General features: G+C 61.6%; 24 protein-coding genes. 10 read left to right on the top strand and 14 right to left on the bottom strand.

Going from position 1 to position 25457, the window contains the following annotated elements; translation table 11 throughout:
* Window positions 1-11: 11 nt before the first annotated feature.
* Window positions 12-1682 carry a thiamine pyrophosphate-binding protein gene (locus M1E05_RS16615; protein WP_461163618.1) on the bottom strand — a complete coding sequence of 557 codons (1671 nt, stop codon included), beginning with the start codon at window positions 1680-1682 and terminating at the stop codon, window positions 12-14.
* Window positions 1683-1802: 120 nt separating this feature from the next.
* The gene (locus M1E05_RS16610) at window positions 1803-2306 is read right to left on the bottom strand and encodes an Lrp/AsnC family transcriptional regulator (RefSeq protein ID WP_461163617.1); all 504 of its coding nucleotides are present in this window, start codon (window positions 2304-2306) and stop codon (window positions 1803-1805) included.
* Window positions 2307-2399: 93 nt separating this feature from the next.
* Here M1E05_RS16610 and hisC point away from each other — a divergent pair, with 93 nt between their 5' ends.
* Both hisC and M1E05_RS16600 read left to right on the top strand, forming a co-directional pair.
* The gene (gene hisC / locus M1E05_RS16605; RefSeq protein WP_461163616.1) at window positions 2400-3497 is read left to right on the top strand and encodes a histidinol-phosphate transaminase; all 1098 of its coding nucleotides are present in this window, start codon (window positions 2400-2402) and stop codon (window positions 3495-3497) included.
* Window positions 3498-3549: 52 nt separating this feature from the next.
* Window positions 3550-4965: an amino acid permease gene (locus M1E05_RS16600; protein ID WP_461163615.1), complete on the top strand. Its 1416-nt coding sequence runs from the start codon at window positions 3550-3552 to the stop codon at window positions 4963-4965.
* A gap of 232 nt (window positions 4966-5197) precedes the next feature.
* Here the strand turns inward: M1E05_RS16600 and M1E05_RS16595 are convergent, their stop codons facing one another.
* Window positions 5198-5902, bottom strand: a complete 705-nt coding sequence (locus tag M1E05_RS16595) for a hypothetical protein (protein ID WP_461163614.1) — start codon at window positions 5900-5902, stop codon at window positions 5198-5200.
* Between the two features lie 233 nt (window positions 5903-6135).
* Between M1E05_RS16595 and M1E05_RS16590 the strand changes: the two genes are divergently transcribed.
* The gene (locus M1E05_RS16590; protein ID WP_461163613.1) at window positions 6136-6339 is read left to right on the top strand and encodes a hypothetical protein; all 204 of its coding nucleotides are present in this window, start codon (window positions 6136-6138) and stop codon (window positions 6337-6339) included.
* Between the two features lie 204 nt (window positions 6340-6543).
* Here the strand turns inward: M1E05_RS16590 and M1E05_RS16585 are convergent, their stop codons facing one another.
* From M1E05_RS16585 to M1E05_RS16545, 9 genes are all read right to left on the bottom strand, one after another.
* Window positions 6544-6957, bottom strand: coding sequence for a hypothetical protein (locus M1E05_RS16585; RefSeq protein ID WP_461163612.1), 414 nt, complete (start codon window positions 6955-6957; stop codon window positions 6544-6546).
* A 141-nt stretch (window positions 6958-7098) separates the two neighbouring features.
* Entirely contained in the window at window positions 7099-7413 is a 315-nt protein-coding gene (locus M1E05_RS16580; RefSeq protein WP_461163611.1) for a hypothetical protein, read from the bottom strand.
* A 76-nt stretch (window positions 7414-7489) separates the two neighbouring features.
* Complete coding sequence (locus M1E05_RS16575) at window positions 7490-8047, bottom strand: hypothetical protein (RefSeq protein ID WP_461163610.1); 558 nt, start codon at window positions 8045-8047, stop codon at window positions 7490-7492.
* Window positions 8044-8586: a hypothetical protein gene (locus M1E05_RS16570; protein ID WP_461163609.1), complete on the bottom strand. Its 543-nt coding sequence runs from the start codon at window positions 8584-8586 to the stop codon at window positions 8044-8046. The genes M1E05_RS16575 and M1E05_RS16570 overlap by 4 nt, the downstream gene beginning before the upstream one ends.
* A 144-nt stretch (window positions 8587-8730) precedes the next feature.
* On the bottom strand, window positions 8731-9990 hold the full coding sequence (locus M1E05_RS16565) for an MFS transporter (RefSeq protein ID WP_461163608.1): 1260 nt from the start codon (window positions 9988-9990) through the stop codon (window positions 8731-8733).
* Window positions 9987-10448 (bottom strand): MarR family winged helix-turn-helix transcriptional regulator, encoded by a 462-nt coding sequence (locus tag M1E05_RS16560; RefSeq protein ID WP_461163607.1) that lies wholly within the window; start codon window positions 10446-10448, stop codon window positions 9987-9989. Before M1E05_RS16560 ends, M1E05_RS16565 begins: the two co-directional genes overlap by 4 nt.
* A 644-nt stretch (window positions 10449-11092) precedes the next feature.
* On the bottom strand, window positions 11093-11509 hold the full coding sequence (locus M1E05_RS16555; protein WP_461163606.1) for a hypothetical protein: 417 nt from the start codon (window positions 11507-11509) through the stop codon (window positions 11093-11095).
* A 216-nt stretch (window positions 11510-11725) separates the two neighbouring features.
* On the bottom strand, window positions 11726-12634 hold the full coding sequence (locus M1E05_RS16550; RefSeq protein WP_461163605.1) for an Ltp family lipoprotein: 909 nt from the start codon (window positions 12632-12634) through the stop codon (window positions 11726-11728).
* 519 nt (window positions 12635-13153) lie between these two features.
* Window positions 13154-14863 carry a PucR family transcriptional regulator gene (locus M1E05_RS16545; RefSeq protein WP_461163604.1) on the bottom strand — a complete coding sequence of 570 codons (1710 nt, stop codon included), beginning with the start codon at window positions 14861-14863 and terminating at the stop codon, window positions 13154-13156.
* Window positions 14864-14917: 54 nt separating this feature from the next.
* Between M1E05_RS16545 and M1E05_RS16540 the strand changes: the two genes are divergently transcribed.
* The 7 genes from M1E05_RS16540 to M1E05_RS16510 all read left to right on the top strand — a co-directional run bounded on the left by M1E05_RS16540 (window position 14918) and on the right by M1E05_RS16510 (window position 21250).
* The gene (locus M1E05_RS16540) at window positions 14918-16177 is read left to right on the top strand and encodes an alpha-hydroxy acid oxidase (protein WP_461163603.1); all 1260 of its coding nucleotides are present in this window, start codon (window positions 14918-14920) and stop codon (window positions 16175-16177) included.
* A 103-nt stretch (window positions 16178-16280) separates the two neighbouring features.
* Window positions 16281-17183, top strand: a complete 903-nt coding sequence (locus M1E05_RS16535; protein ID WP_461163602.1) for an ABC transporter substrate-binding protein — start codon at window positions 16281-16283, stop codon at window positions 17181-17183.
* Between the two features lie 4 nt (window positions 17184-17187).
* Window positions 17188-18171 carry an amino acid ABC transporter permease gene (locus M1E05_RS16530; RefSeq protein ID WP_461163601.1) on the top strand — a complete coding sequence of 328 codons (984 nt, stop codon included), beginning with the start codon at window positions 17188-17190 and terminating at the stop codon, window positions 18169-18171.
* Window positions 18168-18935, top strand: coding sequence for an amino acid ABC transporter ATP-binding protein (locus M1E05_RS16525; protein ID WP_461163600.1), 768 nt, complete (start codon window positions 18168-18170; stop codon window positions 18933-18935). Before M1E05_RS16530 ends, M1E05_RS16525 begins: the two co-directional genes overlap by 4 nt.
* 64 nt (window positions 18936-18999) lie before the next feature.
* Window positions 19000-19203 carry a hypothetical protein gene (locus M1E05_RS16520; RefSeq protein ID WP_461165312.1) on the top strand — a complete coding sequence of 68 codons (204 nt, stop codon included), beginning with the start codon at window positions 19000-19002 and terminating at the stop codon, window positions 19201-19203.
* A gap of 200 nt (window positions 19204-19403) precedes the next feature.
* Entirely contained in the window at window positions 19404-20018 is a 615-nt protein-coding gene (locus M1E05_RS16515) for a toll/interleukin-1 receptor domain-containing protein (protein WP_461163599.1), read from the top strand.
* A gap of 560 nt (window positions 20019-20578) precedes the next feature.
* Window positions 20579-21250: a helicase associated domain-containing protein gene (locus M1E05_RS16510; RefSeq protein ID WP_461163598.1), complete on the top strand. Its 672-nt coding sequence runs from the start codon at window positions 20579-20581 to the stop codon at window positions 21248-21250.
* Window positions 21251-21405: 155 nt separating this feature from the next.
* On the opposite strand, the gene M1E05_RS16505 is transcribed toward M1E05_RS16510, so the two are convergent.
* Together M1E05_RS16505 and M1E05_RS16500 are read right to left on the bottom strand one after the other, a co-directional pair.
* Entirely contained in the window at window positions 21406-22464 is a 1059-nt protein-coding gene (locus M1E05_RS16505) for a hypothetical protein (protein ID WP_461163597.1), read from the bottom strand.
* Window positions 22464-25115: a DUF3696 domain-containing protein gene (locus tag M1E05_RS16500; RefSeq protein ID WP_461163596.1), complete on the bottom strand. Its 2652-nt coding sequence runs from the start codon at window positions 25113-25115 to the stop codon at window positions 22464-22466. Before M1E05_RS16500 ends, M1E05_RS16505 begins: the two co-directional genes overlap by 1 nt.
* Between the last annotated feature and the right edge of the window lie 342 nt (window positions 25116-25457).

Below are 25457 nucleotides of genomic sequence, written 5' to 3'. Positions count from 1 at the left end.
CGTAGAACGGGTTAGCCCGCCACAACCGCCTTCGCCGCCTGCGAGGCCTCCATCCACTCGCTCAGCCACGGGGCCCGGACGCTCGCTGTGATCCGGCAGTCGGCCACGAAGGTTCCCTTGGCGCCGTCGTCGATCCAGTCCTGGAGCTCTGCAAGGTCCGACAGCGAACGGATGATCGCCGACTCGGCACCGAGCGCGCGGGCAATGCCGCTGAAGTCCACTTCGGGGATCAGCATGGGTTTTTCGGTCAGGCCTTGGGAGCCGTACTGGTGGATTTCGGCTCCGTAGGCGGCGTCGTTGTAGATCACGACGACGGCGCTGCTCGCCGCTGCGATGAGCGACTCGAGGTCGGACAGGCCCATCAGGAAACCGCCGTCGCCGGAGGCCAGGACCAGGGTGCGGCCGTCCTCCACTGCGCGGGCTGCCCCGACGGCGCTGGCAAGGCCGAGCCCGATGGTCTGGTAGGCGGTCCCCACCATCACCAGGTCCTGGGGCCGCGGGATGCGCCAGTACATGGGTGCCCAGCCGAGGAAGTGCCCTCCGTCCTGGACCACTGTGCGGCGCTCCGGAAGGATGGCATCCAGTGCCGTGGCGAGGGAGCGCGGGTCCAGCCGGCCGTCCGGGGTCTCGGCGGAGCCCGGATGATGGGCCGCGCCTTCGGTCAGGCGCGTGCGGGCTTCCGCACGCCAGGCCTCTCTGTGGCTGATGTCCGGCGAGGCCGGGCCATCCAGCAGCCGGAGGATGTGTCCGGCAGCAGACTTGGCATCCGCACGGACGAAGGTATCCACCCGGGGGTGCGTCGGCTGCAGGGCGGTGTCGATCTGGATAACAGTGCTGTCCGGGCCAAGGAGATGCCCGAACCGCATGGTGAATTGACTCAGGCTCGCCCCGGCCACCAGGACCACATCGGCCTCACTCATAAGCCCGGCCGCGGTATCCGTGCCGAAGCCGCCTGCGACGCCGAGGTATCCCTCGCCCTGGAGGAGGTTGAGCGCAAGGGCGGTTCCGGCGGTCAGTGCCCCCAGACGGTCGGCGAGCTCCCCGAGCTCCGGACCGGCTCCGGCGAGATGGGCACCACGGCCGGCGAGGATCAACGGCCGCTTCGCCCCGGCGAGCAGGCTGGCGACCTGCAGGAGGCCGCCGTCGACGTCGTCACTCGCCGGTGCCAGCGGCCCGGAAAGCTCCTCTTCGGCAGCCTCGAGCGCCACGAGGTCATACGGAATGGCAATCACGACGGCGGTCCGCTTGGTGAGCGCGTACTCCACCGCCTGCTGAGTGATGGAGCCCGCAGATTCGCGGGTGACGGTGAAAGTGGCCGCTCCGAGACCCGCGGCGATGGCCGCCTGGTCCACGTCCCAGGGCCGGGCGCCGCTGCTCGGGGCGTCCCCGGTGACCAGGACGACGGGGGTTTGCGCCTGGACCGCCTCTGCGAGGGCGGTGAGTGCATTGGTGTAGCCGGGGCCGTAGGTGGTGGTGCCTGCTGCGAGACGGCCTGACGCACGGTAGTAGGCGTCGGCCGCGGCGATGGCGGCGCCTTCATGGCGGACGGCGGAAAAGCGGAGGCCCAGCTTTTCGGCGGCGTCCAGGAAGTAGACGTTTCCGTTGCCCATGACACCGAAGACGTCGCTGAGATAGCTGCTGAGAACCTGCGCTACGCGGCCGGAGACGGTAATTGAAGTCATGCAGGAATCATGTGGCCTGCTTCACAGATAGGCAAGAGAGTCGATTTTGATTGGGACAATTGGCAGAAAGTTGGAGGCACAACTGAAAATACGCCCAGATGTGGTGTGCATCACCCGTGCTTAGTCGGAAGGGCCGGATTCCTGCTTCGAGAGCCGGCTCAGGAGGCCGTCGTAGCGGGGTGGCATCAGTTCCAGTATGGAAATGGCCGTGCTGGTCCGTTCAATCCCGTCGATTTCCAGGATCTGGTTGGTGATGCGGTAGAGATCGGCCGTACCTCGTGCCACCACCTTGGCCATGAGGTCCGCGTCCCCGGTGGTGGCGTGGACCTCGATGACCTCCGGGATGGCGGCGAGCCCGTCTTCCACCGAGCCTGTCCGGGTCTGGCTTATGGACAGTGAGAGGAAGGCCATCAGGTCATAGCCCAGCGCGGCGGGATCCAGCCTGCGGCTGAAGGAGCGGAGTGCGCCGCTGCGCTCCAGTCGTGCCAGCCGGGCGTGGACAGTGTTCCGTGCGACGCCGAGCGTCCGGGAGAGTGCCAGGGCGCTGGCTTCGGGATCCTTGTCGAGGGCCAGGATGATCCTGCCATCGAGAGAATCCAGCGTGCGGGGGTTCGGGGTGGTCATATTTTCACCGTAGAAAGTAGAAGTTGAGCAGAAGTCCCAATGGGTAGAGGGTATCTTGCAATGTGGGGCAGGTCACTCTCATGATCGATCTTCATGACCCGTGATCAGCTCCTGACCGCACCGGAGACAGCGCTTCCGACCCTTCGTGACGCCGTCGTCGGCCTTCCGCCCTATGTCCCGGGCCGGCGCAGCGCCGGCACGGACATCGCAGCCCTCGCCAGCAACGAAAGCCACTACGCGCCGCTTCCCGCTGCCGCCGCTGCGGTGGCCGCAGCGGCGGGTTCCATGAACCGCTACCCTGACATGGCCGCCGTCGAACTCCGTGAACGGATTGCCAGCCACCTCGGCGTCACCGCCGAAGAGGTCGCGGTGGGACCCGGCAGCGTCGGCGTTCTCCAGCAGATCATCACCGGCCTTTGCGATGCCGGAGATGAGGTGATCTTCGCCTGGCGTTCCTTCGAGGCGTATCCCATCCTGGTTGAGCTTGCAGGCGCCCGGCCGGTCCGTATTCCGCTGGACGATGCTGAGGGCCACGACCTCAATGCGATGGCCGCGGCCGTCACTGACCGCACGAAGGTGATCCTGCTCTGCACCCCCAACAATCCCACCGGCGTCCCGATCAGCCATGAACGTATCGAGGCCTTCCTGCAATCCGTCCGCTCCGACATCCTCGTGGTGATCGACGAGGCCTATGTGGAATACGCCGAAGCGGGCAGCGGTCCCGGTTCCCTGGCGCTCTACCGCCGGTACCCGAACGTCGCCATCCTGCGCACCTTCTCGAAGGCCTACGGACTCGCCGGCCTGCGCGTGGGATACGCCGTGGCGGCGCCAGCCATCGCTGAGGGACTGCGCCGGACCGCCCTTCCCTTCGCGGTGAGCGCGCTGGCCCAGAAGGCGGCCATCGCTTCGCTGGACGCGGGGGAGGAGATGGAAGCCCGGGTGACCGCCGTCAAGCGGGAGCGCGCACGGATGGCCGCGCAGCTGGAAGCCCAATGCTGGAAGCTGCAGGCGAGCCAGGGAAACTTCCTGTGGATCCGTGCGGATGACCGCCTCCAGGCGAAGCTGCTGGACGCGTTTGACCGGGCGGGCATCATGGTCCGGGCTTACCAGGGCGACGGCGTCCGGATCACCGTTGCCAGCCCCGCATCCAATGACCGTGTGCTCCGCATTCTGGAAGCCCACACCGCCTGACAAACTCCTGACCTCAAACCAATTCCGTTCCCCAACAACCAGAGGAATCCCCATGGAACAACAGACAACGACGTCTGGCCGCCGTGCACTCGGCGCCGCCCTCAAACCCCGCCAACTCACCATGATGGGGCTCGGAAGCGCCATCGGCGCGGGCCTCTTCATCGGCTCCGGCGCAGGTATCCAGGCTGCCGGCCCGGCCGTGCTGATCTCCTACCTCGTCGCCGGAACGCTCATCATCCTGGTGATGTGGGCTCTCGGCGAGATGGCCGCCGCCAATCCGGACAGCGGTGCCTTCTCCGTCTATACCGCCAAGGCCTACGGGCCGGTAGCTGGTGCCACTGTGGGCTGGCTCTGGTGGCTTCAGCTGGTGGTTGTCATCGCCGCGGAAGCGCTGGGCGCAGCAGGCCTGCTGTCCACCATCTTCCCCGGGCTGCCGGTGTGGCTTATGGCCTTCGTGTTCATCGTGGTGCTCACCGCAGTGAACCTCACCAGTGTGAAGAACTTCGGCGAGTTCGAGTTCTGGTTCGCGCTGCTCAAGGTGGCGGCCATCGTCGCGTTCCTCTTCGTCGGCGCCGCGCTGCTCTTCGGCTGGCTGCCGGGCGTTCAATCGCCGGGGCTGGCCAACTTCATGGGAGACGGATTCGCTCCCAACGGTTTTGCCGGGATTGCCACTGCACTCTTCGTGGTGGCTTTCGCCTTCGGCGGCACCGAGATTGTGTCCGTGGCGGCAGCTGAGACCGCGGAACCGGCCCGCAGCGTGCGGAAAGCAGTCCAGACAGTACTGTGGCGCATCCTGGTGTTCTACATCGGTGCGATCTTCATTATCGCGGCGGTGGTTCCCGTGGGGTCGACGGGGCTGAAGAGCCCGTTTGCCGCCGTGTTGGAGGCCGCGGGTATGCCCGGCGCAGCCGCCGCCATCACCCTGGTGGCCGTCGCAGCGCTGCTCTCCGCGCTCAACGCCAACCTCTACGGTGCCTCCCGGATGGCCTACTCCCTCGCCGAGCGGGGCGAAGCACCAAGCCTGCTCGCTTCGGTGTCCAAGGCCCGGGTTCCGGTTGTTGCGGTCCTGGCCAGCGTCTCCTTCGGTGTTGTCACGGTTGTGCTGGAGTTGGCTTTCCCCGAGATGGTCCTTCCCGTCCTGCTCAACATTGTGGGCTCCACCTGCCTGCTGGTGTGGACGTCCGCGCTCCTGGCTCAGCTCGCGCTGCGCCTCCGGGCCGACCGCGACGGGACTGAGCTTCCCCTGCGGATGGCCGGCTGCCCGTGGCTCACGGGTTTCGGTCTCCTGATCCTGGCTGCGATATTCACGGTGGGCTTCATCGGCGAGGATTCCCGTCCCCAGCTCCTGAGCACTTTCGGACTCGTAGCGCTTCTGGCGGTGGCTAACTGGCTCAACCACCGGTCGGGGAAGGTTGCGCCAGCTGTCGAATCTCCGGACTGTGACAAGCAATCAGTGCTCATCGACTGAGTCTGGTGCTGTAACCGCTTCGCGTTGCGTGCTTGGAGGGCGCGTCCGGTCTGGCCGGGCGCGCCCCTTCTGCGCGCATGCCGGGCCTGGGATCCGGTACATTGACTACATTTTATGATCAGGCGCAATGGGCGAAACCAAGTTGTTGGCCGCGCCTTGTTCGCGATAAGGGACGCAGCTCTCCAGAAACGGCTCAACTGATATGGCTCGGTATTGGACTTGTCCCTGAGGGCTACTGCGCGGCTACGAAAACCGTTTCGCCCAGCATGCCCGCCCTGACAGCGAGGACGCCTTGGCCTGCTGTGGCACTTGGCACTTCAAAGGCGGTGTTTCCTGTTTCGGTCCCACCTTTGTAGAGAATGTTCGAGGTATTGATCGCCTCTGGTTCAACAACAGACTTGTCGAAACTGGTGATGGTTCGTCCATCTGCAGTGACGTAATCGACTGAGACAGAGGAGGGCCTTTGCCCGTTAGGGTCATCGCCGATATACGTGACGGAGTAGTTGACCAGAATGTATTCCGACCCTTCAGCGGGTGGGTCATTGAACTGGTTGGCTGCGATTACTGCATCGGACGCGGCAAGGGTGACCGAGTTGATCACAACTCGCCAATCGTCAGACTCGATAACCGAACCTAGCGGAGAAGGGTTTTCCCGAGTTCCCGCTTCGGCGCCTGCATCCTTTTCTGTCGCCTCGGCACTAGAACCCGGATCGCCGGACGGCGGTGCGACTGTGGTGTCGCCACTGCCGATTGCGTTGTCAAATGACGATCCAACAACGGCAAAGAAGACGACGAATCCGACGATCGTTCCCACAATCGAGACAATCAGAGCCGCGATGCCCATCCCCTTGGGTTTGTCTTTGACGAAGAGGGAGACAATAGCCAAAATGAACGCAATCGGCAGCAATACCCAGCCAACGATGAGAGCGCCAGGCATACAGGCGAATATGAACCCTAGAACCGCGGTAATTAGCGCGATAAGCCCGACGACATTTAATTGCTTCTTTGCATGTTGCTGCCGGGGTGCAGTCTGCTCTGAGCTTGCCCCTGGGGGCCCTGGTATGGTCATGGCATCACTGTGAGAGATAAGAAAAACTTGCTATTTCATGAAAAACCATATAGTCAATTTTAGTTTCGTCTCCTCCCTGCACAAGCCCATAAACATGCGCCATGCAGGACGTACTTCCGGGCGATCTCCACGGCTTCCTCAACCTTGCCGGAGGTCGGTCACCGGACCGGAAGATCCACTTTCTCGACGCGCAGGGCTTCGGCTATTCCACCTTCATCAAGCCCGGCCCGTCCACGGCCCCTGTGGTGTTCGAGCCCAGGGGGGCGGTTCGGGCTGTTGACCTGCTACGACGTGCGGTTCCCTGAGGCGGAGCGCGCCAAGGTGCTCATCGACTGATTCCGGCGCTGTAACCACTGCGGGTTTCAGCGCTTGGAGGGCGCGTCCGGTCTGGCCGAGCGCGCCCTTCTGGCGCGATGCCGCGGGCGCGGCACGGCCTGAGCTTTATGGCTGCGACGGAGGTGCGGGAGGAGTTTCAGCCGGGGATGGTGTTGATCGCATGACGAAGATCTCTACCGGTTCGCGGCCTTCACATCAACGTTCCTTCCGGATCCGGGAATCGTATAAAGGATGTCCCACCCTTGAAGCCCTGTACTGAGGTCCACGTCCCTGCCGTTGCCATAGCCGCTGCCCGGGCCCAGATACTCAAGCACCCGATATGTGAGCCCGCGTTCCTCCAGAACCCTGACTCCGCCGTCGCCGGCTAAGTCGCCCCACATGCCGGGGACATATCCGGGGTCCATTGTGAAGGTTGTCGGCTCCGCTCCTGCAATCGGTGACGATCCCGTGCCGACCGGCGCAGCGGTCTGTGCAGCTGATGACGCAGCGGCCCTTGAAGTTTCCTGAGGGCCGGGATACTCATACGTGCAGCTGCACAGGCCAACGGCCAGGGTGAGTGAAGCAATGTACGGCGCCGACTTCCCCATTGTCGACCCCCTAATCGTGATGGCGCCATCGATTCCGTTTCAGAAACTACGCTCTTCAGAACGCGGAGTACATAGGCGTGGTGGGTGGGTTGAGCGATCCCCGACCCCGGCACTCGTTGCCTGCGGGAGGGGCTACTTGGGTCAGCGACGGTTGCGGGCCTGCTTTACGAGCCGGATGAACCCAAGGACGAAGACGGCTTCGATCAGCACCATCAGTCCGAGCAGCGGCCACTGGCCCTGGCTAATGAAGACAACGACGCCGGTGAGGACCAGTGCGGTTCCGAGGGCCAGCGCATAGATGGCGAAGCCGAAGGCCACGCTTGCACTGCGCACGCCGGTCCGGAAGCCAAAGCCCAGCGGCTCTCCGCCGGGATAGCCTGGCACACGGTCGGGGGCGGCCGGCTTAAGCCTGTCGAACTCCTCCCAGGGGTCCCGGTCCTGATCCTGATCGGTCATGAATCCATTATCCCAACCGGCGGTTCCTGTGGCTGGCCGCGATGACGGCGGACCGGGCCATGCTCACATGAACCGCTCACATATCTTTGGCGGCAGCCAGTAAACGGTCGAAGCTCTCGATCCCGTAATCGGGCGGAGTGATGGTTAGGACCACACGGGTTGTTGTGGTGACTTTTGGATCCCACTTTGCAGCAGGATCCCGAGCATCCTGCGTGCGTTTCTGGATGACGCGGAGGTCAATTCCCGAGAGCCCGTTGATGGTCAGCGGGAGTTTGTTCCCCGTCTCGATCAGCTCCTGAAAGTCTTCGACTGACAGTTGGTCCTTTGGGTTGCCGGTGAGTTGGAGGATGGTCTCGTTCACATCGGCTATCAGTTCCTGGAGGAACTGGTTTTCATTGGAGAATCTGGTTCTGACCGTCACGGTTGTGAAGAGGGCTGCAAATAGGACGGTAAACAGGATCAGAGCTCCGGGGTTCCTGAGAAAAGGAACGGGGATCATCAGGAGCAAGCACACCACCAGGCCCATCAGGCCGTTTCCGATGAACCGGCTGAAAGCGTTCTGGCCTGGCCTCCCGATCCACTGTTCGGATGTGAAGTCGGCGAGGACTCTCCGCTCGGGTGTTGAAAGCGTCATGACTGGATTCCTTTAACTTCCAATAGTGCCTCGGCCAGGATGATGGCCTGGCGCGCTTCCTGAAGAGCATCCCGCAGGCCGGCGTCGGGCACAGAGCTGATGGCCCTGTCAGGGGTGCCGGAGAGCTCCGCGATGGCTTTGTTGAGATTTTCCCTGTCCTGCGACACGATTCGGGACGAGTGGAGCTTCGCCCTGCTTTTCTCCAATTCGCCGAGCGAATTATCAATGATGTTGGAGCGCTCGCGGATTACGGCCATGTGCTCATCGATCCGTCGCGTCCGGTTCCGGAACAGGGTCTCCATCTTGACGGCGGCGTCGTTAAGCTCGCCGAGGGCGCGGTATCCGGCTGGTTTCCCGCCGTAACTGTCCAGCAAATCGCTGACGCGCCCTCTTCGCTGGCTCCACAGCTGAAGGCCGGTAATGTTTTGCTTGAACAGTACCTGCACGACGTCCAGGGACCTATCCAGCAGGTCCCTCCGCCTCTCGAGATTGGCGGTGGCAGAGTCGAGCCGCTCGATGAATCCCTCGTAATTGTCCATTGCCCGCCCTTCCCACGGGGAACGGCGATGGTTCCTTTCCAGCCGCCTCTTTCGCTCCAGCCTTGGATTCCAATTTTCCGCCCGGGAGGGGGCCATTGCCACCCCTCTGAGCTAGGCGCCCAGCTGGCGGGTCGCCGTCGATCCCTAAACGGCGGGCTGGTTGTTCCGGCTGAACGCGACCCGAAGCGCATCCCGGAAGGTGAGCCGGTTCCTCCGGCTGACCACGATCACGGCGGCCAGGCCGGCCAGCAGGACGATGATGCCGCCGGCGGCAACAGACCAGCGCGCGCCGAATTCGGTGCCGATCCATCCCATCAGGGGAGCCCCCAAGGCAGTCCCGCCCTGAAGCACGGCCAGGTACAGGGCCAGCACGCGCCCCCGGAACTGCGGCTCCACCGAGAGCTGGATGCTGGTGTTGCAACTGTTCAGGAAGGTGATGGACGCCAGGCCCACAGGGATCAGGACTGCTGCATAGAGCCAGAACGACGGCGATACGCTGGCAACCAGCGTGAAGAACCCCAGCCCCAGCGCCCCGCCGAGCAGGAACCGCAACCGTGGCCCCGCCCTGCGCGCAGCGAACAGCGCACCGGCCAGCGTACCGACCGCCATGATGGAGCCCAAAAGCCCGAACTCGCCTGCCCCAACTCCGAACTCGGTAGTGGACATCAGTGCATTGGTAATAGGGAAGTTCATACCGAACGCTCCAAGGAGGCCCACCAGGACGAGGATCAGCACCAGATCGGGGCGGCGCCGCACGTAGCCGATTCCCTCGGCAACCTGGTGCTTGCCGCGCATCGCGGGGGAGCTAGGAGCCAGTTCCGCCGCGCGGATCCGGAACAGCGAGATGACGACGGCGGCGAAGCTGGCCGCGTTGAGGAGGAATATCGGTCCGGTGCCCACCCAGGCGATCAGGACACCAGCGATGGCGGGGCCGGTGAGCCTGGCGGTGTTGAAGGAAGCGGAGTTCAGGGCCACGGCGTTGGCTATTTTGTCCTGTCCCACGAGTTCGGAGACGAAGGACTGGCGTGCCGGTGCGTCAATCGCACTGGCAAGCCCGAGGCAGAGGGCGGCAAGGTAGGCGTGCCAGAGCTGGGCGGTGCCGGTCACCACCAGGAGTCCGATGGCCAGCCCGCACAGGCCCATGGCCAGCTGGGTCCACAGCAGGATGGTGCGCTTGCGGTAGCGGTCGGCCAGTACACCGCCGTACGGTCCGAGCAGCAGCATGGGAAGGAACTGAAGGCCCGTGGTGATGCCGACGGCGACGCCCGAATGGTTGGTGAGGACCGTCAGGACCAGCCAGTCCTGTGCCACCCGCTGCATCCAGGTTCCGATGTTGGAAACCAGTGCCCCGCTCGCCCAGATGCGGTAGTTGGGGTTCTCCAGGGCTCGGAACATGGCGCTCATTTGCCGGCCATCTCCTGCATGATGTGTGCTGCGCGACTGAGGATTTCGCGGTCCTCGGCGCTGAGGCCAGCGACGCGCTGGGCCAGCCACGCTGTGCGCTGTTCGCGGGCCTCAGCCAGGACAGACTCCCCGGCCGGGGTGATTCCCACCTGGATCTGGCGGCCGTCGTCGGGGTGGGCTGTCCGGGTGACAAATCCCTGGTCCGTGAGGGCATTGACGATTCTGGTCATGGAGGGCGCCTGCACGTGTTCGCGTTCGGCCAAGGTTCGGAGGGTTTGCGGGCCGTTGGCGTTGAGCTGGGCCAGGACCGTGTATTGGCCGGGTGTGATGACGTCGCCTGTTGCCTCGACTCGGAGTCTGCGGGAGGTGCGCATCACTGCAGTCCGAAGGTCGATGGCCAGGATGTCTGGCTTAATGCTGTCTCTGGGCTCCGTGTTCGACGTTTCGGTGGTGCTCATGATGCCGCTGCTCCTTCTGCGGAATGCTTAGCAGTGCTAATTAGCTACGCTAACCATTATGCTCCTAGTGGAGAAGGGCTGCAACTGGCCGGAAGCCGCGCTGGTCTTAGTCGAGGGAACTGAGGAACGTTGTCACGTTCTGCGCGACCTGATCGGGGCACTCCCACGGAACCATGTGAGCGACGTCGGGGTAGACGTTCAACTCCGAGCCCGCTATTCGGTCCGCCAGAATTTGCTGGCCGGTGCGTGCAAGCAGGTTATCCTAGGCGCCACAGGATCAGCGTGGGAGCGTGGATGGTTCCGGTTTCCCTGCGGGTCGTCGTGCACAGGCCTTTCAGGATGCCTTTCCACGCGTGGGCCGGCATCCTGAGACCGTCGCGCGTCCGGTCCTCAATGAATCACGGGGAACCTCATGCACTAGGGGAAGCCAGGACAATGAATTCCGGACCCAGTCCTCGTCCAGAGGGCCGGTCAGGGCGTCTACTTCATGGGCGAAGAGGGCCGCCTGTGGAAACACAACGGCGAGCCCACCGGTATGAGAACAGCAGGAAGGGCAACGTGGCTGCAACCAGCCGAGTCTAGTCTCGGCATACAGCGCCCGCAGTCCTGTCCTCAAGAATCGTTACCTCGGGAGGGCGTGGAAACTACTTCGTTACGTGAACTACTACTGCCTTGTCGACGTCTTGTTCCGCACCTGCGTTGTCAATCCCAGTAACTGTCCAGTTACTGAGCAATAGCACGGTCTTGCCGCTGTCAGAGTTGTAAACGACTTTTTTGAAGCCCAGCGCCGATAGCTCATCGTCAAGTGCCTCCGCATTCATTCCCGCAGCGTTGGCAGGAATAATCGCAGTCGCTGGAGCAGCAGGAGCCGGCGCTGGGGCCGGCACGATGGCAGGAGCAACAGGTTCAGCTGTTACCGTGGCGGTCGCCGTCACTGTTGCCATGGCCGTCTGCGTGACGGTGTGCGTGACAGTCGGAACTGCTTGTGGAGACCCCGCAGCGCAGCTCGAAAGGGCCAAGCACAGGAGTGCGCCGCTGGCCAAAGTTGTAGTGAGTTTCATATGAATTCCCCTCATTATGTTTCAGCAAAAATCGATGCCTCTGCCGCACCTTTGCGAGTTCGGACACTCTTGGGAGGCTGACGAGCACGAATGGCGAAGTTGTTAGAGACCAGCGTCCATGGGTCTTCGGCCGCGAAGGCAGGCAAGTATCCCGTGGCGCAGTTCCAAGGGCGGCAACGGCGTCGACGCCATCACAAATGGAACTGAGCTAGACCGCTAGAGACCCGTCGTGCTCACTCCGTACTCGGCCTGCTCCGGGGTGAAGCCCTCATAGAGCAGCTGGTCGACCAGCCCGGAACGCGAGAACGAGGAGTATTCGAGGTAATCCTTGGCCTTTTTGGCTGCCTGCTCGTTCCAGTCGACGGTCACGCGGTCCACAGCCCAGGTCGCGTCCTCGGCCGAATACTTCTCGTACTCCAGTTGCCCGATCAGTCCGGTGCGCGAGAAGGCGCTGTAATCGAGGTAATCAGCAGCTTTACTCAGAGCGTTCTGCTGACTGATCGTCCCCCTCTTGGCAGCGGCCTCAGCTTCAGCCTGAGCCTTTGCAGCGGCGTCCGCTTCAGCCTTGGCCTTAGCCGCCGCGTCCGCCTCAGCTTTGGCAGCTGCGTCAGACTCTGCCTTGGCCTTGGCAGCTGCGTCGGCATCAGCCTTCGCTTTAGCAGCCGTTTCAGCTTCGGCGGCTGCCACGGCGGGATCCTTGGTGGGCGTCGCCATGGCAGTAGAGGTGGCCGCAACGGAGCCATTCACAGTGGAAACGTCTGAGGCGGAAGTTGCCCCAGACCCGCCGCGGCCGGGGTTGAAGATAATGCTCAGGAGGATGACGGCGGCGGTGACGATCAAGGCCACCTTCTTGTGCTTGTCGTAACCCTCCAGCGGAAGACCCCGCGTATCGCGGGTTTTGTTCGCCAGCACCAGGATCAGGTCGACCAGGGCCCAAATTCCCAGACCACCGAAGGTGACCAGCTTCACGATGCCGGTCCCGACCTTGCCAAGATAGAACCGATCCACGCCGAGAACGCCGAGGAAAAGGGACAGCAACCAAGTCACGAGGAAAGACTTGTTGCTCTGCTGCACCTGCCCATAGCCGTATGTCGGCGGGTAGGGGGAGAGGCTGGGGTGGCTCATGAGAGTCCTTTCAGAGGACACCTGACCGACGTGCGATGCGGATCGTGCGGGGTGGGTGCGGTGATGGACGCGCATGGAGGGAATTCGGTGTGAATCGCGCGGCGCAGAGGCGGTACATGGCGCCAGCCGACAGTTGCAAGCATGTTCGCTTCCCCCAATAAGCGTCACGGGCGTAGATGCCCGTAGATCGGATGCTACACCTTGTCCCCGAGATCGCATCCGATAGCATGAGAATGACATCGCAGACGTTTCCCCTCAAGCGCATGCGTACAAAGAGGAAGCGGCCGCGCTTCCCAGCGTTTCCTCGAGTCCGACGGCGACTGCTGCGCCAACCGCAGTCAGCTTTCGTAACTGCCAGCAGACGTCCAGCGCCCGCGTTTCGACGCCCTGCCCCTTTGCCTGTCGTTCGCAGCGATACTTCCATTTTCTGCGCTGGCTTGGTTCCCGCCACCGGTCCGATTCATGCTGCTTAACGTCGTGAGGGCAAGACCCTAGCTTGACGCGTCCGCATCGCAGGCCTCAGTTGTGCCGTGCCCAGAGCTGGAGCCACAAAAGCAGCCGCGTCTCCGGATCGTCAAGGTTGACTCCGAACAGAGCCCCCACGCGGGACAGGCGGTAGCGGACCGTATTGACGTGGAGCCCCAGACGCTCGGCAGCCACAATGGCATTTCCGCCGCAGTCCAGGTAGACCCGCAGCGTTTCCTCGAACGACTTCTTGCCGGTGGCGTCGTACTTGGCGATCTTCGCGGCCAGAGCCCCCGGCAGCTGGCCGGATGCGGTCAACGCCGTGACGATCTGCCGCAGATAAAGTCTGGATCCCAGCGACTCGTTATCCGCAACGATGTCGTCGGATTCCGTCTGGATGCGTCCCTCGTCCACGTTGCGGAGCAGTTCCGCGAGAACCGCTTCGGCATTGATCCGGGAATCTTCGAGGACGTCGATGGGCGAGGTAATTCCCAGCCCAGCGAGTACTGGCCGGGACAACTGACGCGCGGCATTCTGGACTATGCGCAGGACGGCACTCCGCTGGAACTCCGGGGAAGATTGGGGAGTCTGGGGGAGGACGATATACACGATGTTGTCTACCAGGCCGCAGACCGCAGATGGCAGGCGGACAGCGCAGGCGGTGCGGATCACGTCAAAAAGCCGCAGCCTGGAGTGGAGGGATTCGGGCGCCTTTACTTCTGGCGGCCAAGTGCTCAACGCAGCAATCCGCACCTCGGACGCAGAAATGCCCAGCTTCATTGCGGTCAGTTCCACCTGTTCCGGCTCGAACAGCAGCGGCTTCACCAGATCAATCTGCCGTGACAGATTGGATACATAGCTGGTCCGCCGGTGCAGGATATGCAGCGCGGCAACATTGGCAGCATCCTGCAGGACTCTTTCGACCTCCGCCCCGACGTTCTCAAGCGATCTGAGGAGCCACAGCGAGCCCAGGACCGTGCCGCCTGCCCGGATGGCAATGGCCGAGCGCGTGAGCGCTGGTTCCGCGGTGGCCACCTCCACCACGCCGGACGCCGCATGCACACGGCGGTAGTCGGCGTCGTTCTCTTCCGAGTGCGGAACCTGCAGCTGCAGAATTGCCGTCCTGCGCGTCTCATCGATGGGCTGGTCCGGGAGCGTTGAATAGGCCAGCACCATCTGGGCCGGGTCCGCGATGGCGATAGCGCCCCCGGCCTGGGCGGCAACCGTGTTGGCCAAATCGAAGAGGTCTCCCGGCCGGATATCCACCAGCGTGCGTCCTGCGTGGAGATGCGTGTCGATGGCGGCGTCCATGATTTCGCTGAGGTGGGTCCAGGGCACCGAGTCCGAGGCCCGGAACAGGGCAAGTCCCAATGGCCGCGCCAGCTCCCGCAGCGCGTGATCCGGTGCTCCGTTCCTTTTGTAAACGAGCCCCACGTACCCGGCTGCCTTCAGCTCCTCCAGCCGGATGCCAAGCCGTTTGCCCGTAAGGGATAGCCCTATGGCCAGAGCCAAGGCGTTGGGAAAGGCCGCGGGTTTGGCGGTGGAGTCGTAGAACACCGAACCCGCCACAATCTGCCCGTCGTCCGCCGGCATGTCCACCAGGCTCACCAACTCCGAACCCACCGCAGTGGCCAAGGCCGCGAGGGTGGGCAGGGCATGGCTCGCACCAGCAGGCCGGGACGCAGCGGCATGCCCTGATTGACCTTGGTACTTGGTCCTAATAAAGGTGTCCTCGATTCGTTGGATTATCCATAGCTCGGACACGGCGATCTTCCTACGCTGAACCATAGCGCAAGCCCGTCAACCGAAAGGCGCCCCTTGAAATTCAGTGATGCCAGGCAGCTCGTCCAGATGAGGCCGCCCGTGTTCTCACGCAAACGCCGGGTGCTGGCTCATGCGTTCAACGTGGAGCAGTATCGGCAGGCGGCGCGTCAGGTGCTGCCCGCGGGCATCTTCGACTATCTGGAAGGAGGGTCGGAGGACGAGGTGACGCTCCGGCGTAACCGGACGGTGTTTGATTCGTGGGGGCTTATGCCCAGCTGGGGACCGGTGACCGGGCCGGACACTTCCACCACGCTGCTGGGCAAGGCGAGCGCCCTGCCCCTGACGCTCACTCCCACCGGCGCCACCAGGCTCTTCCACCCGGAGGGGGAGCACGCCGTCGCCAGTGCAGCAGAACACGCCGGGATCCCCTACGGCTTGGCGGCTCTGAGCACTGTGCCCATGGAAACCATTGCCGCGGACTTTCCTGCGCTGGACCGCTGGTTCAACCTCGGTGTCACCCCCGATTCCCAAGCCCGGAAGGACAAACTGGCCCGCTGCCTGGCGGCCGGCTACCGCACACTGATCGTGGGAGTGGACACGCGTGCCCTCGGATCCAGGGAGAGGGATTTGCACAACGGCTTCACGGCGCCGCCGGCTTTAACTCTTTCAACAGTGATGGACATCGCCAGGCGTCCGGCGTGGTGGGCAAACTTCCTCAAGGCGGAGGGCATCAGCTTTCCCAACCTGTCTCCGGGCGGTTCAGTGTCAACGGTAGTGACGCCGTCGATGTGGCAGCAGATTCTGGGTCATTCCGACGCGAGTAGCGGCTGGGATGAACTGGAAAGCCTGCGGGGGGCATGGCCGGGCAAGATCATCCTCAAGGGATGCGTCAACCCCGATGACGTTGCCCGGGCGGCCGAAATCGGACTGGACGCTGTGCAGCTGAGCAACCACGGCGGCCGCCAGCTGGATCACATGCTCAGCCCCATGGATGTCCTCCAGGAATCGCGGCAACGTGTGGGGGACGGGATCGAAATTTACGTTGATTCGGGAATCCGCCGCGGTAGTGACATCCTGAAGGCCCTGGCCTTGGGGGCTGACGCCTGCTCCATCGGCAGACCTTATCTCTACGGACTCGTGGCGGCAGGATCACAGGGAGTCACCCGCGTTTTGGACATCTTCGCCGACGAACTGAGGCGTACCATGACGCTGGTAGGCGTATCCACTATCTCCGAGTTGAAGGCCAGAGGCCCGGAAGTTATCCGCGACGTGCGTCATGCCGTCCGTTCCGATGGCGCCATCATGCCCCACTGAATTCCTGACTTGCTCCAGCAATCAGAGGAAATCGCACCCTTGAGCCTCGCACCCAGAAGCCTCGCGGTGCCGGACCTTCAACTCAACCAATCTAAGGATCCACATGCGCACCAGATACGTACTCCCTGCCCTGACCGCGGCAACAGCACTCCTGCTGACAGGCTGCGTGGACAACAGCGCCCCTCCCGCCGCGGATAAAGCATCCGCCGCCGCAGACGCAGCCGTGCCAAAGAACGAGGAGCTCGCGGCCCTGCTTCCGGAGAAAATGAAATCCGCGGGCGTCCTGAATGTGGGAATGGCCAACAATTACCCGCCCAACGAGTTCAAAGATGCCGACGGCGCCCCGGCCGGCTGGTCGGTGGACCTCACCAAGGCGCTGGGCGAGTCGCTCGGGCTGAAGGTCAACTTCGATATCGGCACGTTCGACAACATCCTCCCGTCCGTCAAGGCCGGGAAGGACGACATGGGGATGTCATCGTTCACTGACACGCTGGAACGCGAAAAGCAGGTGGACTTCGTCAATTACTATTCGGCAGGTATCCAGTGGGCCTCGCTGAAGGGCAAGACCGTGGACCCGGACGATGCCTGCGGGCTGAAGGTTGCAGTGCAGGCCACCACGTACGAGGACACCCACGAGGTGCCGGCCAAGTCCAAGGCCTGCACCGATGCCGGCAAGCCTGCCATCCAGATCTTCAAGTACGACGCCCAGGACCAGGCCACCAACGCCCTGGTTGTCGGCCAGGTGGACGCGATGAGCGCCGACTCGCCCGTCACCCTGTATGCGATCTCCCAGACCAAGGAGAAGCTGCAGACCGCCGGGGACGCTTTCGAAGTGGCCCCGTACGGCATCCCGGTGGATAAGGACAGCGAATTCACCCCTGTGCTGCAGAAGGCACTCCAGGCCCTGATCGACGACGGCACCTACACCAGGATCCTGTCCAAGTGGGGCGTGGAAAGCGGCGGCGTGAAGACGGCGGCGCTGAACGTGGCGTCGTCGAACGGGTAACCAGGTGACTGTTTCCAAGCCTGCCGAGGCGACCCGGCCGAATCCCGCCACAGGCGAAACTGAAACGCAGGGGGACGCCATTGTGGCGGTTCCCCTGCGCCACCCCTGGCGGATCTCGATCGCCGTCGTGCTGGTGTTTCTGATCGCGCTGTTCATCGTGGACGCCGCCCAGCGGCCCGACTACGGCTGGGCGGACGTGGGCAAGTACATCTTCGACCGCCGGGTCAGCCAGGCGGCGTGGGTGACGCTGGCGCTCACGGTCCTGTCCATGATCGCCGCCATCATCCTGGGGCTTCTCCTGGCCATCATGCGGCTCTCGCCCAACCCGGTGGTCAAGAGCATCGCCTGGCTGTATCTGTGGATCTTCCGCGGGACCCCTGTGTACGTCCAGCTGGTGTTCTGGGGCATCGTGGCGCTGATCTACCCGGTGTTCACCATCGGGATACCGTTCATGGAGCCGTGGATCACCATTGAGAACGGCGTGTTCACCAACCTCTTCATCACCGCGGTGATCGGGCTGGCGCTCAATGAGGCCGCCTACATGTCCGAGATCGTCCGCGCGGGGCTGCTGTCCGTGGATGAAGGGCAGGAGGAGGCGTCGACCGCGCTCGCGATGTCCTGGGGGCAGACCATGCGATATGTAGTGGTGCCCCAGGCCATGAAGATCATCATTCCGCCCACCGGTAACGAGGTGATCTCCATGCTGAAGACAACGTCGCTGGTGGCGGCCATTCCCCTCAGCATCGACCTCTACGGGGTGTCCCGCGGGATCTCCGCGGTGACCTTTACGCCGGTCCCGCTGCTGATCGTGGCGTCCATCTGGTATCTGCTGTTCACCTCGGTCCTCATGGTGGGCCAGCACTTCATCGAAAAGCGGTTCTCCCGCGGCACGGGACGGCGGCAAACGGGCCCGGTGGCGGACATGGACCCCGCGGTGGCGGCTGTCACGGCGGCGCCGCTCGGCAACGAAATGGGAGGCAAGGGATGAGCACTACACCAATGGTCCAGGCGGACCGGGTCTCGAAGAGCTTCGGTTCAAACAATGTTCTGCGCAGTGTCAGCCTGGAAGTCCAGACCGGCGAGGTGCTGTGCGTGGTGGGGCCCAGCGGCTCCGGCAAGTCGACGTTTCTGCGCTGTATCAACCACCTGGAAAAGATCGACGCCGGCCGCCTCTTCGTGGAGGGGCAGCTGGTGGGTTACAGGCAAAAGGGCGAGAAACTCCATGAGCTCAGGCCCAAGGAAGCGGCGCTCCAGCGGCGGGACATCGGGATGGTGTTCCAGCGCTTTAACCTGTTTCCGCACATGACGGCGCTGGAAAACATCATCCAGGCGCCAATGCGGGTCAAACGCGTTCCGAAAGCCAAGGCCACCCTGCGTGCCAGGGAGCTGATGGAGCGCGTGGGGCTCGGGGACAAGGCGGATCACTACCCGGCGCACCTGTCCGGCGGGCAGCAGCAGCGCGTGGCCATCGCCCGTGCGCTGGCCATGGACCCCAAGCTGATGCTCTTCGATGAACCCACCAGTGCCTTGGACCCGGAGCTGGTCGGTGAAGTACTGGACGTGATGAAGGAACTGGCAACGAGCGGTATGACCATGATCGTGGTGACCCACGAGATGGGCTTCGCCCGGGAAGTGGCGGACTCCATAGCTTTCATGGACGGCGGCGTAGTGGTGGAGTCAGGTCCGCCACGCGAGCTGCTGGGCAACCCACAGCAGGAAAGGACCAAGGCGTTCCTGTCCAAGGTGCTGTGAGGGACGGGCGCCTTGCCAAACGATAGGTAGATGAACCCCGCAACGCTGAGCGTTGCGGGGATCCGTGCTGATCTCCTACCTCGTAGCCGGCACGCTCATCATTCTGGTGATGTGGGCTCTGGGCGAGATGGCTGCCGCCAATCCGGACAGCGTCAAGATAGCGGCTGGCAACAGCGCGGCAGGACTGTCAAAGCCAAAGGGTTCCTACCGCCGGCTGATGGTAGGGGAAATCTCGACGTTAGCAACGGGATATGTCCAGAATCTCTAGTGGTCCGAGAAACCCGTACACAGCTCTTCCGGTAGGACCATTTCATCCGAGAGGCTCGCTCGGTCATTCGTTGCAAGCGCTCACTTGGAAAAGTTTCTGGTCTTCAACCACGAGTTAACGCACTATGGACGACTCGCGGTCTAGCGGCTTCCAACGCCTCAGGTAATAGCTCCAGGAGGGTCTAACACTAGGATTGCAGGATGCAGAGGATCTTCTTGTCGCACCAGAGTGACGATAAGCCAATTGTCCGTCTGGTGCAGGGCGAACTGATGTTGATGGGCGCAGAACCTTTTTTCGACGAATTGAGCATCCTCAATGGCGAGGTGATACCTGGACGAATCGAAGCGGCACTCGAAACAGTTGACGTGTTCGTTCTTTTTTGGTCGTCAACCGCAGCAGAGTCGAATTGGGTGACAGCAGAAAGGCAAGCCGCGTGGGGTAAATTTCGGGTCGAGGAGGAGCGCTTTCTAATCGTCGTGCTGGATGACACCCCATTGCCAACCACGCTCGCCTACAAGAAGTACATCGATGGCCGGACGGAGGCCGCTCGAGAGAGGATTGCTCGGGAAATTCTCGGGCTGGAGCACGGAGCACGGTTAATTAAAGCGGTGCAGAGCACCTTGGATACGTGGGGTATCGACATTGCTTTTAGCGAAGGCTATGGTCCCTACGCTGGTTGCCCCGATTGTGGTGCTGGCATCGGTGAAATGGAACAGTTTGCAGTGCCTGATCCCAGACGCGAGACCGGCTATGGATATCTGCGCTGCACCAAGTGTGAGTGGACTGGTGGTGGAGGAGAAGTCGAGTACTACTGATTGTCCCTGGCCTTTCGGTGCGATCTAAGTATGTCCGTAACCGGTTTCCTTGCAGGTGTTTAGCTGCAAGTCCCAATGGCTCTCATTCTGCTACCGAACAACGTCCCGTAGGTGAGTCGGGTTCACTTTTATCAAGCCGCCTTGGTTGAGAAGATCGATGGCTGGCGAATGAACCATCGCGACATTCAATTGGCTTTCCCGAGATGGTCCTACCCGTCCTCAATATCGTGGGCTCGACCTTCCTGCTGGTATGGGCTTCCGCGCTCCTGGCCCAACTCGCGCTGCGCCTCCGGGCCGAGGGCGACGGGACAGAGCTTCCCCTGTGGATAGCCGGCTTCCCGTGGCTCACGGGTTTCGGTCTCCGATGTCTCAGAACCAAACTGTCTGATATCTCATGATTGATGGCTAGTGGCAGCCAATCGGTGAGGGAGTCAGGTGGATGTCACTGAGATGTACAACGTGGCCCACCGAGCATCTTGTCCGCCGCCTCAACATCTACTTTCACCACTGGTGGAGCGTTAGCGGCTAAGACTCACTTTCCCCCTTGTAGTCTTTTACCCATGACCGGCGTTTCTGGCTCCCTACATCCTGAGTGGGACCTGATGTATCGGCAGGGGCTAACTGTTAAGCAGATTGCAGAGCTTTGTGGGGTGGTGCGTGGGACGGTTGATAGACATATCCACATACAGAAGCAGCGCGATCCGAGTTTGAGAACGGCTCATGATAGGAATTTACCCGCCTCGAAAACGCATCCAATTGGCAAAGTATGGCAGGCCAATTTGGAAGGAGTTAAGGAGTTCCGGGATAAGCATGGGCGCTACCCTACCTCGAAGAATCCTGATCATGTAGCCCGTCGTTTAGCCCGTTGGCTGACGGATCAGCGAGCGCGTCTTAAGGCGGGGACACTCAGCCAAGCGAAGCAGGACCTTATGGCAGGCTTACCTGATTGGGCGGCTAATCAGCGTCCACGGATCGATGCCGAGCGCTGGGAGCAAAGGCTTGGCCAGCTCAGGACCTTCAGAGTCGAGAACCAGCGGTGGCCCAGGCACCGAGCCAGTGCTTCCGAACATGAACGGGTGTTAGGAGTATGGCTGCACTCGCGCCGCCAAGAGGCCATTAGGGATGCCATGCCCAAAGACCAGCGCACAGCCCTCGATAGAGAGATCCCTGGCTGGAACACATGGAAGCCTCGGGACAGAATCCTTTTAACACGCCCAAAAGGCACACCCTAATGTCGCTTATGTTGCGGCGGGTCGAGTGCGGACCTCACTTCTATGGTCGTGATTGCCAGAAGTGCAGAAAGGCACGCCCAAACTATTGCTGCTGGCAATTGGCACAATTTGGCCAGTAGGCCATCTCGACGAGCATCTGCCCGTAGCTACACCCATCACGGTGTGCAGGTCAACCTAGGATGTGCCTTCCGGACTCTGGCCTCGGCGCTACGGAAACTCTGAGCCTGATCGACGTTCCACTTATATGTCCAATTCATTCCATCCAAATCCCTCACCGTGTGGCTACTGAGTCTGTCGAGGCCGCCCGGAAGGGCAACTACGCTCACCTTGCCGAAACGTATATGGCGGTCATGCGGGAGCCAGCCGTCGGGGCGTTCCCACTCGCCAACGTGCAGATTTATGGCTGTGATTCGAGTGCGGTCTCCGGGCTTCCATGAGCGGCGGAGTAGTGCCAGTGCGTATGCGGGAGTGTGCGGTGTTCCTTGTCGGCCGATGCCCGCGCATATGTCAACTTCCACAGCGGGGCCCTCGACGCAATCGATCTTGCGTAGCAGCCAAGTGAGAACGTCTTCATCCCAACGGTTGGACTGAGGACGATTGTCTTCGCGGGTCTGCATCCCCTTCAAAATGTAGCGATCGAGGATGCTAATGTTCTTTGCGGACCGTGCCAATGGCGCCAGAACCTGGTCCCAGAAATCGTCTCTCTTCGAGCCGCGCGGGAAATTACCCCGCTGCGCGGCGTCAGTCAGCGTGGCGATAGCCTCGGCCTCACCGATGGACACGCCCGACACATAGATCGCACTGTCCGGAGAGCGTCCTTCACGTCGTCCCGGGAATAGGAGATCCAGTTGGCCCTCGGTAAGGACATAGACGGGGCATTCGGGGTGAAGTTCCGCCAAGGTAGCCAGTTGTTCGAGACTGGAGATGTCACCCATTCCGAATGGCACATCAGGTCGACCAACGCGGAGACGTCCTTGATCCACGAGAGAAAGAATCGTCTCCTTCCACGCAGCCACCTCATGAGGTGGCACTCCGGTGTCGCCCTTCAGGAGGGATAGAAGTTTCTCCTTCTCAGAGGCGTTTGCCAGGTGAAGGGACCCGTGGGCACTCAAGGTGTCGCGAAGGGTCCGATTCAAGCTTCGGACCACTGAGGCAGTACCGAAATCGGAAAGTTCCCGAATGGCATGCGGTGAGAGGGCAACGTTGGCAAGCATCAGAGCCTCGCAAAGACTTCGTCGAGGCGTTCCTCGAAGAATCCGTTGGGCCAAGGATCGACGAAGTCACCCTCACGGTCGATTCGCAGCGGAACAACAATGGCATCTCCCTCGTCATCTTGGTCGACGTAGAGGATCGATACTAGTTCCGGATCCAAGGCTCTTTCCTTGATTCTTCGTTGTATTCTCAAAACCAGATGCTCGCTGTGGGTCTCCGCAATTACTTGGTTTGCCCGCCCGGTAGGGTCGATCGATTCGATCAGTAAGTCCGCCATCTCGGACTGCATTGCTGGATGCAGGTGGATCTCGGGTTGCTCGATACAAATGAGGCTGCTCTGTCGGGCAGATAGCTCAACGAGGATAGGGAGCACCTGACTAACACCGAACCCAACATCAGATGGGCTCAGGATGACTCCAGAGCGTTTGTCCGTCAGGGAGATAGCCAAGGGGTTTCCCAAAATGTCGGATCCCTTTCCCGCATCTAGGGCCAGCACTTCTAACTCGTAGGGAATGCCTATTTTCTGCATCCAAGCGGAGATCTGAACTTGCTCGGAGCGGTTGTCGAAGAGTGACAACGCCAGTTCGCTACTCGCGTCAGCCGCGTTTGACCGAACATGTACGCGCTGTGGTGCTTGGCGAAGAGGACCCAGGTACGACATGGGACCAAGAATTTCTACGAGTTCCCGCCCGATTCCCGCTGCAAGCTTAAGCCCCTTGCGGACGTACGACTCGGTTGTGGTCAGCTCCCGTTCTGTAACGCCGCCCCTTGATAGGTCGGTCGCAATGCTTGTCCCGGGAACCAATCCGTCGGCTGCTACGTCTATCCCATCCAGGTTTATTTTCTTGAGCAGCCTGGTCACGGCTCCGTTGCTGGCGTGACTGCTTCGTTGCGGCCGGGATGCATAGGTGCTATCTGCGTCGGCCACGATGTTCATGAGTTGCTGAATTTGATGCATATCCAGCGAAAGCTCACTAGCTGCCCTCTCGTCCTCATGAGCAGGCTTGATTTGGTAACCAAAGGCCGCGGAGCCTAGCGAGTATTTAGCGTCAACTCTGTCCGCGCATTGATTGCCGCCCATCGAGAAAGAGTAATCCACGCGCCGTATTAGCGCCGGAGAGGGGTCTCCGTCCCGGATTGTGACGGCGGGATTATTCCCAAAAGTTAGCCCGATGTGGATCGCCCTATCCACATCATGGTTATGGACGCACGTTCTGAACGATCCAGCATCCGTATGTTGTCCTTGAGTTACGAGACAGTCCTCAGGGAGTGACTGCCGCAACAACTGGATGGCCTGGAGTACAGAGGATTTACCTGAGGAATTCCTCCCGTATAGCAGGGTCAGGGGCCTAAATGGGACGCTAGTTGACCGGCCAAATGCCTTGAAGTTGGATACACGTAATTCGCTGAGAAGATGTACGGGAGCAACGAGCCGAGGACCCCGCGAATTCGGGTTCTTGTCCAGGTATCTTGCGGGATCCAATACGTTTTCGCGGTGTATGTGCGCGTAAGGAACGGATTTTGCAATCGTGGTGTCGCTTGGCTTGCCGCTATCAGCACGCCACCGACGGAAGACATCCGCGATCACGTTGATTGACTCTTCGGCGAGTCCGCGCGACCCGGTGAGGGGCGAGCTAATTGTGTCCCCGTCAATCATCAAGACTTCTCGGCTGTCCACGTGGCGAGATGGCCGGCGTAGCACCCACAGCGAAAGAAGCATTCCTGACCGTCCTCCATCCGCAGCAGAAAGACGCACCACCGCTTCAATGCATCCCACATCAAGGAGAGAGCCAATCAAGAACTCCCCCGAAGAACCGAAGGTGGTAGTAAGTGGAAGGAGCAGTAGGCCCTGCTGTCCCTCTGCCAAGTCGTGAACCGTTTTCATGACCCACGATGTCTCGAGATTTCTTCCGATCGTCTTCTCCAACTGCGATTCAAGGGGGCTTTGAAGACCCGTTCTCTTGATGCCGTATGGGGGGTCAATGACGATAGTTTCGACATGTCGAGGCCAGCTTTCTTGCAGGGCGTCTCCGACACGGATCTCAGCAGAATGGCCGGCAAGTTCAAGTCTCATCCGTGCCAGGCGGGCCACTGCTGGATCGATCTCCATCCCGAACAATTCTCGGCTGCCGCTTCTAGCAGCCTCGAGAAGAACGGAGCCCATGCCGCAAGCCGGGTCAAAAACGGACGCGGTCGGGACGGCCAAAGCTGCCAGTAATCGGGCATGTGTTTCGGACGTTATGTGTTGGAGGCCAGCGAGACTTACTTTCGAGAGCTTCATCGAAAGGAGCCACTCGAAGAGCTCGTGCAACAACTGGCGTAGCTCGGAATCCGTGGCTTCCCCGTGACTTGTGAGCAGGTAAATCTCACGTGCCACTTGAGGGGCGAAGGGGAAGTTGACATTCTCTACGCCCAAATGCGCCATGAGCTTGGACGTGTTCTCGTAATTGAACGATCCGGCCCGGGAAAGTGTCTTCCGCTCGGCAGCGTCAAACTCCATTGTCGACTTGGCCCAGAGGTCGTTGAGAGAGCGTGCACTCCACCTTGCATGGACCAGTTCGAGAGCCAGATCAATTCCCCGCTCCAAGCCTACCTGTCCGCACAACGCGACTATCTTCTTCCCGGTACCCCGAACGTTAGTGGCAGACGGCATCTGGTTTCCTTGCGTGGTGACGGAACGGTTGACGTTCAGACTAATGGGTATTTGTGAGACGTCCCGCGATATTGCCTGTGTTTTCCACCTCGATCTCGACTCATGACTGCTCGTGACACGCAAGATGTGCTCTTATTCACGCAAAGAAGGCCAAGGTCCACTGCAACTCCGCGTACCACGCGCTGAACAAGACAGTCATGCCATATCCACGTCCGTCAACATAAGCGACGAGGCGGATCTCGCGGCCAGCGGGCCGGGGTATCCGTCGGTGGCCACAACCCGTTGATGGACAGTATCGTCGTCGTGGTTCGGAAACGACTGTAAGGAGATCGGCCCACGCTT

Source organism: Arthrobacter sp. R4-81 (genome assembly GCF_054792365.1).
The sequence above is the reverse complement of the archived record's forward strand: the minus strand, read 5'-3'. Positions and strand labels throughout refer to the sequence as shown.

What these genes read in the sequence shown, in the direction of transcription:
- M1E05_RS16615 (WP_461163618.1), bottom strand. Translation starts at nt 1,682, where the DNA reads ATGACTTCAATTACCGTCTCCGGCCGCGTAGCGCAGGTTCTCAGCAGC.
- M1E05_RS16610 (WP_461163617.1), bottom strand. Translation starts at nt 2,306, where the DNA reads ATGACCACCCCGAACCCCCGCACGCTGGATTCTCTCGATGGCAGGATC.
- hisC (WP_461163616.1), top strand. Translation starts at nt 2,400, where the DNA reads ATGACCCGTGATCAGCTCCTGACCGCACCGGAGACAGCGCTTCCGACC.
- M1E05_RS16600 (WP_461163615.1), top strand. Translation starts at nt 3,550, where the DNA reads ATGGAACAACAGACAACGACGTCTGGCCGCCGTGCACTCGGCGCCGCC.
- M1E05_RS16595 (WP_461163614.1), bottom strand. Translation starts at nt 5,902, where the DNA reads ATGCCTGGCGCTCTCATCGTTGGCTGGGTATTGCTGCCGATTGCGTTC.
- M1E05_RS16590 (WP_461163613.1), top strand. Translation starts at nt 6,136, where the DNA reads ATGCAGGACGTACTTCCGGGCGATCTCCACGGCTTCCTCAACCTTGCC.
- M1E05_RS16585 (WP_461163612.1), bottom strand. Translation starts at nt 6,957, where the DNA reads ATGGGGAAGTCGGCGCCGTACATTGCTTCACTCACCCTGGCCGTTGGC.
- M1E05_RS16580 (WP_461163611.1), bottom strand. Translation starts at nt 7,413, where the DNA reads ATGACCGATCAGGATCAGGACCGGGACCCCTGGGAGGAGTTCGACAGG.
- M1E05_RS16575 (WP_461163610.1), bottom strand. Translation starts at nt 8,047, where the DNA reads ATGACGCTTTCAACACCCGAGCGGAGAGTCCTCGCCGACTTCACATCC.
- M1E05_RS16570 (WP_461163609.1), bottom strand. Translation starts at nt 8,586, where the DNA reads ATGGACAATTACGAGGGATTCATCGAGCGGCTCGACTCTGCCACCGCC.
- M1E05_RS16565 (WP_461163608.1), bottom strand. Translation starts at nt 9,990, where the DNA reads ATGAGCGCCATGTTCCGAGCCCTGGAGAACCCCAACTACCGCATCTGG.
- M1E05_RS16560 (WP_461163607.1), bottom strand. Translation starts at nt 10,448, where the DNA reads ATGAGCACCACCGAAACGTCGAACACGGAGCCCAGAGACAGCATTAAG.
- M1E05_RS16555 (WP_461163606.1), bottom strand. Translation starts at nt 11,509, where the DNA reads ATGAAACTCACTACAACTTTGGCCAGCGGCGCACTCCTGTGCTTGGCC.
- M1E05_RS16550 (WP_461163605.1), bottom strand. Translation starts at nt 12,634, where the DNA reads ATGAGCCACCCCAGCCTCTCCCCCTACCCGCCGACATACGGCTATGGG.
- M1E05_RS16535 (WP_461163602.1), top strand. Translation starts at nt 16,281, where the DNA reads ATGCGCACCAGATACGTACTCCCTGCCCTGACCGCGGCAACAGCACTC.
- M1E05_RS16525 (WP_461163600.1), top strand. Translation starts at nt 18,168, where the DNA reads ATGAGCACTACACCAATGGTCCAGGCGGACCGGGTCTCGAAGAGCTTC.
- M1E05_RS16515 (WP_461163599.1), top strand. Translation starts at nt 19,404, where the DNA reads ATGCAGAGGATCTTCTTGTCGCACCAGAGTGACGATAAGCCAATTGTC.
- M1E05_RS16510 (WP_461163598.1), top strand. Translation starts at nt 20,579, where the DNA reads ATGACCGGCGTTTCTGGCTCCCTACATCCTGAGTGGGACCTGATGTAT.
- M1E05_RS16505 (WP_461163597.1), bottom strand. Translation starts at nt 22,464, where the DNA reads ATGCTTGCCAACGTTGCCCTCTCACCGCATGCCATTCGGGAACTTTCC.
- M1E05_RS16500 (WP_461163596.1), bottom strand. Translation starts at nt 25,115, where the DNA reads ATGCCGTCTGCCACTAACGTTCGGGGTACCGGGAAGAAGATAGTCGCG.